Genomic DNA, 12,729 nt, shown 5'->3' with positions numbered 1-12,729 from the left:
GGATTTTTTTGAATGTTGTCTAAAATTATTTTCTCCCACAGATTTTACTCAATCTTGTCATTTCGACGAAGGAGAAATCTTCGTAAGTAACTCCGTAGCTAAAATCCAATCTTTGTCGAGCTTCTCGTGAAGATTTCTCCTTCGTCGAAATGACAAACTTTGGCTAAATTCTTTAATCCGGAAAATTATTTTTTCCAAATATCTTCATACTCGTCTGGATGTCTTTTGAATTGCGCGTGTACATAAGGACAAAGTGGCAAAACCTTTAAATTGTTGGCACGAACATACGATACCATTTCTTCTAAAAGTTTTTTTGCATATCCTTTTCCTTCACCTTCGGGTTCGACTCCAGTATGATAAACCGTCAATAAATCGGGTTTGATGCTAACCGTCATTTCACCTAATTTTTTTCCGTCAACATAAAGATTAAAAGCACCGTGCTTTTTTTCGTCTAATTCTAGTTTTATTGTTTCCATATTTTTAATTGTATCCTTGTTTTATACCTAATTTTTTCATTTTTGAAAATAAAGTCTGCGATTGCATTTTTAGCAATTCGGCCGCACCTCCAGCGCCAGAAACTTTTCCTTCACACAAAAAAAGAGCATTCATAATATGTTCTTTTTCCATTTCTTCCATTGATTTTATTGTTCCTGCAACTTGGTTGACAGCAACTGAAGTTTTTATTGGAAGATCAAATTTTTCGATTTCAGTTGTTTTGGCCAGCAACACATTTCTTTCGATTAAATGCTCTAATTCGCGAATATTTCCCGGCCAATCGTAATGGTTTAATTCTTCTAAAGCATTCGGACTTATACTTTTTACATTCTTTCTTGCTAGTCCTGCATATTTTTTTAGAAAATGATATGCAAGTGCTTCAATATCTTCCTTTCGATCTTTCAGCGTTGGCAATTGTATCGGAAAAACATTCAAACGATAATACAAATCAAGTCTAAAACGTCCTTCGGCAACTTCTTTTTCTAAAATTCTATTGGTTGCCGCTACAACACGAACATTGATTTTGATGGTTTTATTGCTTCCAAGTCGTTGAATTTCTTTTTCTTGCAATACGCGCAATAATTTTACTTGAGAATCTAAAGGCAATTCTCCTATTTCATCGAGAAAAATGGTGCTGTTTGCTGCTTGTTCAAATTTACCAATTCGCAAAGTATTGGCTCCAGTAAAAGCCCCTTTTTCATGCCCAAAAAGCTCAGATTCGATCAATGATGGTGTTAAAGTGGCGCAATTTACAATTACAATGGAATTTGATTTGTGCGATGACAGATTGTGTATCGAATGTGCCACTCTTTCTTTTCCTGTGCCGCTTTCGCCCAAAATCAATACAGAAGTCTCGGCTGGTGCTACAAGTTTTATTTTTTCGATAACATCTTGCAAAAGCGGACTTTTGCCGATAATTTCTGAAATTTCGTTGTTTTCATTTTCGTTGTGAATTGGAGCTAAGGTTCCAATTTCTTCATTATATTTATATTTTGCAATGTCCAGCATTACAACTAAATCTTTTTCGCGAAATGGCTTTACCAGAAAACCATAGGGATTTGTTGTTTTTACAGCTTCTAGCGTAGTTTGATTGGTATTTGCAGAAATGTAAACGAAAGGCAAATTTATTTTGCGAAGTTCCCAAGCTAAATCTATTCCTGTCAAGGAACCTTTGAGCATAATGTCAAGCAATACCCAATCTGGTTGTTTTTCTTCTATAAGCTTTTTGGCCTGAGCAACAGAAGAAGCAATTCCGACAACTTGATAGCCTGCCTTTTGCAACATGATTTTTAAATCATTTGCAACAATGAATTCATCTTCAACAATTAAAATTTTTTCTTTCATTGCGTTATTAAGGTAATTTCAGAATCTTCAATAATAGTTTCAAATTCATTATTTCTTGTAAATGTGACTTTGATTTCTAATCCATTTTCATTTTTCATCTCAAAAATCCCGTCAATTTGTGCGCTCAAACCAGTCATTAAACTCATACCAAGAGAATCTGTTTCATCAAAGTCAAAATTTTCTGGAAGACCAACACCATTATCTGAAATAATTAGCTGATAATCATTTTGTTGTGTGTTTTTTAATGAAATAAGAATGCGGCCTTTTCTGTCTAAGGGAAAAGCATATTTGATCGCATTACTGATTGCTTCATTTATAATTAGCCCCAAAGGAACAGCTTGCGCAACATCAAGACAGGTATTTTTTATTTCTAAAACAAAATTGATTTTTCCGTCTGTATCATAACATTCTTTCATGTAATTGATTAATTCATAAATATACCAAGACATATCAATATTTGAAAGATTATCCGACTGATATAATTTTTGATGAATCAATGACATTGCATGCATTCTGTGCTGGCTGTTTTGAATGGCTATTAATGCATCTTCATTTTCCAGATAGGCAGATTGTGTATTTAATAAGCTAATGACGATCTGAAGATTATTTTTTACACGATGATGAATTTCTTTCAGAAGCCATTCTTTTTCAATCAGCATTTTTTTATTTAGCTCATTCTGTTCGTTGATTTGCTGACGTTGCATTTCAAGTTCTTCGTTCTTTTTCTTTTTAACTCTGAAACTATTGTATAAAAGTCCTAGAATGAGAATTAAGACTAAAACACTTCCAATAAAGACATATTTTACTACGTTGTCTTTCTGAATTTGAATTTGCTGTATTTTGGCTTGTTGCGTTAGTAATTTAATATTTTTATCCTTTTTATTGCTTTCATATTGTACTTGAAGATTGTTGATCTGTCTGTTCGTCTCACCTTTATAAATAGTATCTAAAATGTTTTTATAAAGCTGATAATGTTTTATGGCATCCAGGTATTTTCCTCTTGAAGAATCTGCTTTAAACCAGATAAGATAATTATCCGATAGCATTATCGTATTTTTTGCTGTTGTTGCGAGCGAATCTAAGCGATGAAGTAGTGGGTATAACTCATTATAGTTTTTTAACTGATAATGATAACGGACAAAACTTCTCAGAATCGGCAATCTGTTTTCGGCATTTTTTTCGGCATTTTTGCCATAATAAGCTACCAGTTTATTATAGTATACTGTGGCTTTTTCATTATTATTTAGCACTCGGTAAATACCAAGAAAAAGGTAATTTTCTTTTATCAGCCTCTCCACATCATAAGAGGGATAATTTGCCTGCATTTCTTTTAAAAGTTTAAGCGCATCATTTCCTTTTTTTTGCAAAATAAATGTCGAACAGAGATTATCGCCAATTGTCCTGACGTAATCTGTATCTTTATGCTTTTTGGCTATTTCCAGACCCTTATAAAAATATTCCGCTGCATTATTTTTCTTTTGAAGATTGAGATAAGCCATTCCAACATGATTGTAAATCGCACTTAGCTGTAGTGAACTATCACGTACCGCTAAGGCTGTTTTTTCTGCTAAAAGTGAATACTTCAAAGCCTCGGCAAAATTTCCTGTATGGGTATAACCGTCAGAAAGTAGATTATAGACACCTTGTAAATGAGGAAATTTTATCGTTTGATACAAAAGAAGCGATTCTTTTAAAAGTGCCAAACCTTTTTCCTCATTTTCATTCATAAGGTATAATTCACCGGTTTCTTTTAAAACGCCCGCCTGCTTAGTTTTTGCGCCTAATTTTATCAATAGCGGAATCGCCATTTCTTTGTATTTAATTCTCTCATCTAGAGATTCACCATACATAGAAAGTTCTAAGTAAACATCTGCCTGAAGTTCAGTTAAATTGTTTTGTTTGGAATATTGCAGCGCTTCTTTTGCTTTTTTTAAGCCTTTTTCAGAATCTCCTTTTTCTCTATTAATCTGAGCGTTAAGGAGAATTGATTTTCCAATTCCAGATTTATAGTTTAATTGAGCACTTAATCGTTTGGCCTGTAGGTTTACACTATCGGCTTGATCGAGATCTGCCTTATATTCGTGGTCTTTGTTTAGATAATAAGCACTTAAAAGCAATAGTAAATCAACTTTTTGGCGATCATTATCTGCTTCGGCAATTCTTACTTTTAGTTCTTTAGGATTCTTTTTTAATTGCGTCTGAGCGTTTGATTGTACTAAAAAAAATAAAAAAAATGCACATAAAAGTTTTATGTGGTTTTTGGCAATAATTTGAGGGATAAAATTCATTTTTTAAAGATACTATATTATCAGAAATCTGCAATTCAAAATGGAGTGTTTATCTAGCTTTCGCGATGATACCAGTAGCAAATCACCATTGCAGTTCCAGGAAGAATTAAGGTCCCCAATCCGAAAAACTTACCTGCAACTGCTCCCATAAAACATCCAATCAAAAATCCAATTATCGTGACCAATTGCTTTTTGAAACTTAATAAAACCTCAACATCTTTGAGTCCATTTTTCAGCAAATTTCCTAAATCTAGCGAAGCCTGCGTTACATTTCCGGTCATCATGGTTGTCGGTCCGTGAGTTTCTTTGGCATAAAGCTTTCCAAAAGCATTCTGAAGTCCCATTGCAAATACAGTTGCCATTGCTACAGCGTAAATTGCCCATTCAGAAGTATTGTTTAAATAGCCAAAAAGACATGCTGTAATGCCACTTAAAATTAATATTACGCCTTCCCAAAACAAAATAGTATAACGATTGGTTGCTTTTAAAGCGATTCTCCCACCCGCAATGACAGCAATTATGAACACAGGAAATGTCAATAACTTTACCCATGCATGAATGTCGTATCCTTTGATGATTTGGTAAGCAAAAACAATAAAGTTTCCTGTAACGTGGGCAGAAAAAATCGAATCTGCGGCGACAAAAGTCACGGTATCGCAATACCCTGCAACCATGGTGAGAAGCAGGGTTACGTACCAAATGTTTTTTTGTTGTAGTTCCATAGTTTTTAGTTCAAATGTGCACGAAGCATCCAAGCCATTTTTTCGTGATTTTCTACAAGACCTGTTATAAAATCGCTTGTTCCAGCATCTTGAAGCTCATTGGCAATACTGTTGATGTTTTCACGCAAGAAAATGATAATGCTTTCATGGTCTAGAAGCAATTCTTTAATAAAACCATTGGCATCATTTTTCTCTTGTAATTCTTCTGTAAGATGTGTCAGTGCTAAGAAATCCTTTAGCGTTGCGGGTGTATAATGTCCTAAAGATCGAATTCTTTCGGCAACTGTATCGACAATTTCGTCAATGGCATCATATTGCTGTTCAAAGAAAAGATGTTTGTTATAAAAATCTGGACCTTCAACATTCCAGTGTGCTCTTTTTGTTTTGGTATAAAGAACAAATTCGTCTGCAAGAATTTTAATTAATACCTCAACAACTGCTGAGATGCTTTCTTGTTTAATTCCGATGTTTGCTTTCATTTTTAAATAGGGTTTTATTAAGTTATGAATTATGAATTATGAGTTTTGAGTTAAAAAGGAATCTAAATGAATAAACGCATAGAAACATAGATTTTCTTTGATTTGGAAAAGAATAAAGAAAGAAACTAGTTTCTCACATATAGATCTTTTTGTTGAAAAAGGGCAGATGAAAAAAATATAAATCTGCTCAATCTGCGAGAGAATAAAATATGCTATGTGTATTAATGCAAAGTAAAACGCCTCTGTACGCATTAAAAAGCTATGTTTCTATGTGTTAAAAATATTTATTTGTTTAAATTAATTGTTTAAGAACGTCAATAAATAATAATCAAGTGAATAAGTTCCTGCACCAAGTGCAAGAAGTAATAATAGTGATAAAGTGTACATATACGGAACGTCGCGCACTTCGAGCGAATCATTTTTGTGAACCACAAAATAGCCAATTGCCGTTACGCCAATTGTGGGTAAAACAGCCAACCTTGTTCCGAGTCCGAGCATGATGAAAAATGGAATTATGGTATCTGAAAATGTTGCGACTAATCCATTTAGATTTTCAGGCAAATGCAACGGATTTGGAACATGTTCTTTTTGACCGTTTTCGACTCTAAATTTCTTCATTCCGTGTACTCTGAAAAGTTCAACAGCAAGCAAAATTCTAAAAATCAAAAGTGCTCCATTGTTGAAGGATGATCCTAAATCTGAATACAGAATTTGTTTAATAATTTCAATCATTTTATTAGAATTTAAAAAGCAAAACAGGAGCAACCTAATGCACCCCAAAATGCGTGATAATTATTAACCGGAACATTGCTCATTCGGGCAGCATCGTGATTGTGTGCGTGAACACCGCAACTTCCGCTGCAACTGTGAATTTGTGACGTCAGTTTTGGTTTTGCATCTGCTTTTGTATTTTTTTCAATTGCGCTTTGCAAATTGCTTCTCACAGGATAGCCGTTGTAAATATTTGTTGGCGACCAATCTGGCAAAATCGGAATATGAGGAGGCGAGAAGGACGAAAAATCACCATTGGCATAGACAATTTTTCCATCTACAATCGTCAAATCAGATTCGATTTTTTTGATTTCTTCATCTTCAATGGTAAAATAGTCGCGATCTAAAACGGTTAAATCGGCAAACATTCCCACTTTGATATCTCCTTTTTTGGTTTGTTCTTGCGAAAACCAAGCACTTCCTCTTGTATATAATTCTAAAGCCGTTTGCCTATTCAATCTTGTTTCGTTGTATAATTGCAAACCTCCAACAGTTTTTCCAGCCGTCATCCAATACATTGAAACCCATGGATTATAACTGCTCACACGTGTTGCATCTGAACCCGCGCCTACAGGAACTTCCATTTCAAGCATTTTTTTGATTGGAGGCGTATTTTCAGCGGCTTTTGCTCCGTAACGATCTGTAAAATATTCGCCTTGATAAGCCATTCTGCTTTGTACAGCAATACCACCTCCTAAAGCTTTTACACGTTCGATGTTTCTTTCGTCAATGGTTTCTGCATGATCAAAAATCCAAGGAAGTCCGTTGAAAGGAATCTCTCTGTTGATCTTTTCAAAAACATTTAAAAATCGTGTAATGCTTTCGTTATAGGTAGCATGAAGTCTGAACGGCCAACGATTTTCTACTAAAAGACGAACGACCTTTTCTAATTCAGCTTCCATATTTTCAGGAAGATCTGGCCTTGGTTGCAGAAAATCCTCAAAATCGGCAGCAGAAAAAACCAACATTTCTCCAGCTCCGTTGTGGCGGTACATATCATTTCCTTGATATAATTTCACCGTATCAATCCAATCTGAGAAATCTTCAAATTCATGTTTCGGTTTTTGAGTAAAAAGATTGTAAGCAATTCTTACCGTCAACTGATTCTTTTCATTCAGCTCATTAACCACTTTATAATCGTCTGGAAAATTCTGAAATCCGCCACCGGCATCAATAACACTAGTGATTCCGAAACGATTCAATTCTTTCATATAATGACGAGTCGAATTGATTTGGTGTTCATAAGAAAGCGTTGGGCCTTTTGCCAAAGTCGAGTACAAAATCATTGCATTTGGCGTCGCAATTATAAGTCCAGTGGGTTCGCCGTTTGAGTCGCGTTCTATATGCCCGCCCGTCGGAGCTGGCGTGTTTTTGTTGTAGCCAACTGCTCTTAGAGCCGCTCTATTCATAAAGGCTCGATCATATAAATGCAGAATAAAAACCGGAGTATCGGGCGCAATTGCATTAATTTCTTCCAAAGTTGGCATTCTGCGTTCAGCAAATTGAAATTCAGACCAACCGCCAACCACACGAACCCATTGTGGATTCGGAGTACGATCGACTTGTTCTTTCAACATTCGAAGTGCGTCGGCTAGAGAAGGAACACCATCCCAGCGCAATTCTAAATTATAATTCAAGCCACCACGAATAAGGTGAATATGTGAATCGTTGATTCCGGGAACAGCTCTCTTATTCTGAAGGTCGATTATTTTAGTTTCTTCAGAAGCAAAACTCATTATTTCGCTGTCATTTCCAACGGCAATAAATTTTCCGTCTTTAATAGCAACGGCTGTCACATTTGGAGTTTCGGGATTGAAACTATGAATTTTTCCGTTGAATAAAATTAAATCTGCTTTCATAAAGTAATAGATTATAGTTGAGCTTTATAGGTTCTAATATTGTAAATGCGTTACTAGATTAGTGTTTCAGCATTGTGTGTGCATATTGAATTCCTATGCCGTACGAGCCACCATATTTTTTCATTAAAGAAGTTACCGGACCGTAAGTTTCTTGACGAGCCCAATCTCTTTGAAGTTCTAATAAATATTGGATAGCGGTTATCGGAATTGCGCCAGCTTGTACCATTCTTTCTACAGCACGCTCGTGAGCTTCTTTGCTTACATCACCACAAGCATCTGTAATTATATATACTTGGTAACCTTCTTCAATTGCTGATAAAACCGGACCAACGATGCAAACACTTGTCCATAATCCAGCAAGAACTAATTTTTGTTTTTTCTTTGCTACAATAGCTTTATAAGCATTTTCATCTTCCCAAGTATTCATCGTTGTACGATCGATATATCCCGAAGTTGCAATTGGATAAAACTCTTCGACTTCAGGAAATACAGGTCCCGAAAAACTTTCTTCTGCAACAGTTGTTACAATTGTACTTACATTAAAAATTTTTGATGCTCCTGCAACAATTGCAACATTAGTACGTAATTCGTGTACAGGAAGATTGCTTGTAGCAAAAGCCATTTGTCCTTCAAAATCGATTAATACTAAAGCGTGATTGTCTGGGGTCAATAAGTTAACAGATGGTTTCATATGGTTTATTTTTTTAAGATTTATAATTAGTTAAGCCAATGAAAGGCGAAACGTTTAATTGTTTGTTAAAGAATTTGTCTTTTGAGAAGACATTTTTTTATTGATGTATTGAAAGTTTTTTAATCATTTCAGTTGAAACACTGTCGGCATAAGTTCCGAAAGCACTTGTTAGCACACCTTTCAAATTATGGATTTCAGATGTAATGCCGTACACAATATCTTCATCTGCAGGATTACTGTCGCCTTCAAAACGAAATAAATATTCAATTTTGAATTCTTCGGGTGACAAGCTTTGTTTCGTAGTATTGCATCGAAGACAATCTGAATCAATATTGAAATCGGCTGTAAAACCTTCAGAATTCAGCCATTGTAAAGCTTCAGTGACTGTATCGAAAGAGGGTTGTTGGAAAAAACTCATAATGTAATAAGATTAAAACTGCCTGTAAAAACAGACCTTTTGCAGGCAGTTTTGATTGATTTATTTGATGAAAGCCAAAATATCCTTGTTGATTGTTTCTGCCTCAGTTGTAGGCATTCCGTGAGGAAACCCTGGATACGAAATCAATTTTCCGTTTTTCAGCAATGCAGCTGATTTTGGTGCTTGATGATAAGGAACGATCTGATCATCTTCTCCGTGCAATACAAGAACTGGTATATCTAAACTTTTAAGATCTTCTCTAAAATCTGTTTCAGAGAAAGCTTTGATTCCTTCATAATGCGCTAAAACAGATCCCATCATTCCTTGACGCCACCAGTTTTGTTTGATTCCTTCTTGAACAGTTTGTCCTTCACGATTCCATCCGTAAAAAGGAATAGGAAAATCATAAAAATACTGTGATCTAGTAAAAGCTGTTCCGTTTCTGATTTCGTCAAAAATTGACAAAGGCACACCTTCAGGGTTTGATTCGCTTTGAACCATAATTGGTGGTACTGCACTAATGATTACTGCTTTTGCAATACGTCCTTTTCCGTATTTTGCTGCATAACGAATTACTTCACCGCCTCCAGTTGAATGCCCAACGTGAATTGCATCTTTTAAATCTAAAGCTTCAACTAATTGAGCAATGTCAGATGCATAAGTTTCCATGTTATTTCCTTCAGAAGTTTGGCTTGAGCGTCCGTGTCCGCGGCGATCGTGTGCAATAACTCTGTAGCCTTTTTTTACGAAAAACATCATTTGCGCGTCCCAATCATCACTTGATAATGGCCAGCCGTGATGAAAAACAATTGGTTGTCCCGTTCCCCAATCTTTATAATAAATTTCTGCTCCGTCTTTTACTTTAAATGTGCTCATGGTTTTTGATTTTAAGATTAATAATTTTTTGTTATTTTATTTATATAGATTATTTATTTTAGTTTTTTAACATTAATACTGTGTAATCATTAGAATAATAATGTTTCTGATGCAAATGTATTATGGTCTTACAGCTGTATCGATTAATCTAGATTAAGAAGTAAAAAATACTGCTCATTTTAGTATTAGATTTCGCTTACAAGACCATATTTGACCGTCTTCATCTGCGTCATTTTATAATTTGTGCCAGAATGCCAAAGAATAGCCAATTAGTGTGCCTTAATTCTTAAAACCTTTACTGGCAAGGGTTTTTATGTTTTCTGCTATTATTTTAGTAGCGATATATCGTTAATTTATGCAACGAAATAATTTTATGGCGTTTTTTGAAGCTTGGTTATTTTTATCGGGGGTCTTTTCTGTTTTTTTCGTTTCTTTGTCCCATTAAATCTTATGTCAAGATTTAAAAAGTTTATTTCCTTTAGAAAGTTCGAGTAAGAATTAGAATCAATGTCAAATAATAAAAAATCCATTTATACACTTCAGTTTATGCTGCTTTGTATGAGCTCGCTTTTATTTTCCTCCAGTTTCAATATGATTATACCAGAACTTCCGAATTACCTTAGTAGTTTGGGAGGAGCTGAATATAAAGGACTTATTATCTCGCTATTTACGCTTACAGCGGGATTATCCCGACCTTTTAGTGGAAAACTGACAGACAAATGGGGGCGTGTTCCCGTTATGGCGGTTGGATCTGTGGTTTGTTTGATTTGTGGTTTTTTGTATCCCATATTAAGTTCGGTCTCTGGTTTTCTTTTCTTGCGTTTGGTTCATGGTTTTTCAACTGGATTTAAGCCAACGGCGACATCTGCTTATGTTTCGGATATTATTCCACAAGAACGTTGGGGAGAAGGATTGGGCATGCATGGTTTGTGCTTTAGTATCGGAGGCGCGCTGGGTCCTGCGTTGGGCGGAATGGTGGCCAATGCCTACGGAATTGATGCGATGTTTTACAGTTCTTCATTTCTTGCTTTTTTATCGATTGTGATTGTGATCAACATGAAGGAAACTTTAGAGACTAAAGAAAAACTTCATAAATCGATGTTTTTTCTCAGTCGTACCGATATTATTGATGTTGGCGCACTTCCCGCGGGCATCATTACATTTTTTTCTTATTCGGCATACGGATTAATTCTGACTTTGATTCCCGATTGGAGCGAACATCTTGGAACACAAAATAAAGGCGTGTTTTTTACTGCTTTTACCGTTGCATCTGTTCTGGTGCGTTTTGGTGCAGGAAAAGTTTCAGACCGATATGGAAGAACAAATGTTTTACTCGTTGGATTAATTATTACGTCTTTGGCAATTTATACTATCAGCGAAGGTACAGATGTAACAATGTTGCTAATAGGCGCCGGAATTTACGGAATGGGGACAGGCATTTTATCACCAGCCATAAATGCATGGACAATTGATTTGAGCAAGCCACAACAGAAGGGGAAAGCGATTGCGACGATGTACATTTCAATGGAATTGGGTATTGGCTTGGGCGCACTCGTGGGAGGAAGTTATTACCAAGATCAGATTATGAGAATACCACAGATATTGAAAATTGATATTTTAATGTTAGTGATGGCGATTCTGTATTTAGTGTATTGGAAAAGAAAGAAAAATACTCGAGTGGCTAAATCGCTTAGATAATCTAGATTTTTAAAACCTGCAAAAATTCCTTGCAGGTTTTTTGTTTCCACCATTTTTGTTCAAAAGGAATTTATTCTCTAATTGATGTTTTATCCTGAAGCGTCATTTTGGCAATTTCGTCTTTTCTTTTAAAAGTTACGCCATTGTGTTTTTTCATATAATCCAGCAAGTCCGAAACTGTTTTTACCATTTGTGGTGTTCCGCCAATTCGGTCGTGAAAACTGATAGACATTTGTCTGCGCTTGAATTCACTTTCTGCATAGAGTTGGTCAAATTCTGCTTTAACTTGATTAAAGAATTGATCGGTAGAAAAATTTTTGCCTTCAACTAGAACAATATCATTACAGCGAATGGTATAAGGAACCACAACAAAATCTTTTTTATTTGCCTGAATGATAAAAGGCTCGTCTCGGCTCAAATCGTCGATATGATATATAAAACCTAATTCCTGCAGGATTTTGATTGTATTTTCTCCACGTCTAAGCCAATTGGCATTGTAGCCAACAGCAGTAAAACCCGTAACATTTTTTATGGCATCAACACCGTCTTTGATAAACTTTTTTTCTTCTTCGTAAGACATTGCATATTCAGAACTCCAGTTCATTCCATGTGCAGCCGCTTCATGTCCACGTTGTACAATTTCTTTGGCAAGCGCTGGATTTTTTAAGACTGCAGAGCCTACCATGTGCGAGGTAACTTTTATGCCGTGTTTGTCCCAGTTGTCTAACATTCTCGGAATTCCTTCTTTATAGCCATATTGATACCAAGTTTCAGCTGGCAAATCGCGATATCCTTTTTGCATATTTTGAGGAAACGGGCTTTCAGCGTTTTCAGGTTGCCCGCCTGCTTCAAACTGCATCGAAACTGAAACGACTAATCTCGATCCGTCTAACCATTTATTTTGTATTTCAGAATCCATTTTTTCTTGTTTTGTAGGGTTTGAAAATGTGTCCACAGGATTTGCCATTACTGCAGCACCGGTCAAACCTGCCATTTTTATAAAGTTTCTTCGTGTTGTCATCTTTTTTACTTTTTGAATTTATAAAAGCTTTTTATTCTGAATGTTTTAATCTCGCAAAGACGCAAAG

The 12,729-nt window shown here is 35.5% G+C and carries 12 protein-coding genes; 1 reads left to right on the top strand and 11 read right to left on the bottom strand.

Annotation, left to right across the window (positions count from 1 at the left end):
- Nucleotides 1-185: 185 nt before the first annotated feature.
- From SCB73_RS18870 to SCB73_RS18825, 10 genes are all read right to left on the bottom strand, one after another.
- Nucleotides 186-476 carry a GNAT family N-acetyltransferase gene (locus tag SCB73_RS18870; protein WP_111375989.1) on the bottom strand — a complete coding sequence of 97 codons (291 nt, stop codon included), beginning with the start codon at nucleotides 474-476 and terminating at the stop codon, nucleotides 186-188.
- Between the two features lie 4 nt (nucleotides 477-480).
- Nucleotides 481-1,839, bottom strand: a complete 1,359-nt coding sequence (locus tag SCB73_RS18865) for a sigma-54-dependent transcriptional regulator (RefSeq protein ID WP_320567731.1) — start codon at nucleotides 1,837-1,839, stop codon at nucleotides 481-483.
- Nucleotides 1,836-4,127 (bottom strand): histidine kinase dimerization/phosphoacceptor domain -containing protein, encoded by a 2,292-nt coding sequence (locus tag SCB73_RS18860; RefSeq protein ID WP_320567730.1) that lies wholly within the window; start codon nucleotides 4,125-4,127, stop codon nucleotides 1,836-1,838. Before SCB73_RS18860 ends, SCB73_RS18865 begins: the two co-directional genes overlap by 4 nt.
- Nucleotides 4,128-4,180: 53 nt before the next feature.
- A complete protein-coding gene (locus SCB73_RS18855; RefSeq protein WP_320567729.1) occupies nucleotides 4,181-4,849 on the bottom strand; it encodes a YoaK family protein in 669 nt (222 codons plus the stop codon).
- Nucleotides 4,850-4,854: 5 nt separating this feature from the next.
- On the bottom strand, nucleotides 4,855-5,328 hold the full coding sequence (locus SCB73_RS18850) for a Dps family protein (RefSeq protein WP_320567728.1): 474 nt from the start codon (nucleotides 5,326-5,328) through the stop codon (nucleotides 4,855-4,857).
- Nucleotides 5,329-5,625: 297 nt separating this feature from the next.
- Nucleotides 5,626-6,060, bottom strand: coding sequence for a DoxX family protein (locus SCB73_RS18845; protein ID WP_320567727.1), 435 nt, complete (start codon nucleotides 6,058-6,060; stop codon nucleotides 5,626-5,628).
- A gap of 11 nt (nucleotides 6,061-6,071) precedes the next feature.
- On the bottom strand, nucleotides 6,072-7,958 hold the full coding sequence (locus SCB73_RS18840; RefSeq protein ID WP_320567726.1) for an amidohydrolase: 1,887 nt from the start codon (nucleotides 7,956-7,958) through the stop codon (nucleotides 6,072-6,074).
- Between the two features lie 58 nt (nucleotides 7,959-8,016).
- A complete protein-coding gene (locus SCB73_RS18835; protein WP_320567725.1) occupies nucleotides 8,017-8,649 on the bottom strand; it encodes a hydrolase in 633 nt (210 codons plus the stop codon).
- 97 nt (nucleotides 8,650-8,746) lie between these two features.
- Nucleotides 8,747-9,067 carry a phosphoribosylpyrophosphate synthetase gene (locus tag SCB73_RS18830; protein WP_320567724.1) on the bottom strand — a complete coding sequence of 107 codons (321 nt, stop codon included), beginning with the start codon at nucleotides 9,065-9,067 and terminating at the stop codon, nucleotides 8,747-8,749.
- Between the two features lie 60 nt (nucleotides 9,068-9,127).
- The gene (locus SCB73_RS18825) at nucleotides 9,128-9,943 is read right to left on the bottom strand and encodes an alpha/beta fold hydrolase (protein ID WP_320567723.1); all 816 of its coding nucleotides are present in this window, start codon (nucleotides 9,941-9,943) and stop codon (nucleotides 9,128-9,130) included.
- Nucleotides 9,944-10,450: 507 nt separating this feature from the next.
- Between SCB73_RS18825 and SCB73_RS18820 the strand changes: the two genes are divergently transcribed.
- Nucleotides 10,451-11,641, top strand: a complete 1,191-nt coding sequence (locus SCB73_RS18820; protein WP_320567722.1) for an MFS transporter — start codon at nucleotides 10,451-10,453, stop codon at nucleotides 11,639-11,641.
- A gap of 70 nt (nucleotides 11,642-11,711) precedes the next feature.
- Here the strand turns inward: SCB73_RS18820 and SCB73_RS18815 are convergent, their stop codons facing one another.
- The gene (locus SCB73_RS18815) at nucleotides 11,712-12,662 is read right to left on the bottom strand and encodes a polysaccharide deacetylase family protein (RefSeq protein WP_320567721.1); all 951 of its coding nucleotides are present in this window, start codon (nucleotides 12,660-12,662) and stop codon (nucleotides 11,712-11,714) included.
- Nucleotides 12,663-12,729: the final 67 nt, after the last annotated feature.

Source organism: Flavobacterium sp. KACC 22761, assembly GCF_034058155.1.
Lineage (GTDB): Bacteria > Bacteroidota > Bacteroidia > Flavobacteriales > Flavobacteriaceae > Flavobacterium.
This window is presented reverse-complemented; position numbering and strand designations above follow the sequence as displayed.

Excerpts from the sequence above, each read along its gene's own strand:
- SCB73_RS18850 (WP_320567728.1), bottom strand. The coding sequence starts at position 5,328 with ATGAAAGCAAACATCGGAATTAAACAAGAAAGCATCTCAGCAGTTGTT.
- SCB73_RS18865 (WP_320567731.1), bottom strand. The coding sequence starts at position 1,839 with ATGAAAGAAAAAATTTTAATTGTTGAAGATGAATTCATTGTTGCAAAT.
- SCB73_RS18830 (WP_320567724.1), bottom strand. The coding sequence starts at position 9,067 with ATGAGTTTTTTCCAACAACCCTCTTTCGATACAGTCACTGAAGCTTTA.
- SCB73_RS18835 (WP_320567725.1), bottom strand. The coding sequence starts at position 8,649 with ATGAAACCATCTGTTAACTTATTGACCCCAGACAATCACGCTTTAGTA.
- SCB73_RS18845 (WP_320567727.1), bottom strand. The coding sequence starts at position 6,060 with ATGATTGAAATTATTAAACAAATTCTGTATTCAGATTTAGGATCATCC.
- SCB73_RS18860 (WP_320567730.1), bottom strand. The coding sequence starts at position 4,127 with ATGAATTTTATCCCTCAAATTATTGCCAAAAACCACATAAAACTTTTA.
- SCB73_RS18815 (WP_320567721.1), bottom strand. The coding sequence starts at position 12,662 with ATGACAACACGAAGAAACTTTATAAAAATGGCAGGTTTGACCGGTGCT.
- SCB73_RS18825 (WP_320567723.1), bottom strand. The coding sequence starts at position 9,943 with ATGAGCACATTTAAAGTAAAAGACGGAGCAGAAATTTATTATAAAGAT.
- SCB73_RS18820 (WP_320567722.1), top strand. The coding sequence starts at position 10,451 with ATGTCAAATAATAAAAAATCCATTTATACACTTCAGTTTATGCTGCTT.
- SCB73_RS18870 (WP_111375989.1), bottom strand. The coding sequence starts at position 476 with ATGGAAACAATAAAACTAGAATTAGACGAAAAAAAGCACGGTGCTTTT.
- SCB73_RS18840 (WP_320567726.1), bottom strand. The coding sequence starts at position 7,958 with ATGAAAGCAGATTTAATTTTATTCAACGGAAAAATTCATAGTTTCAAT.
- SCB73_RS18855 (WP_320567729.1), bottom strand. The coding sequence starts at position 4,849 with ATGGAACTACAACAAAAAAACATTTGGTACGTAACCCTGCTTCTCACC.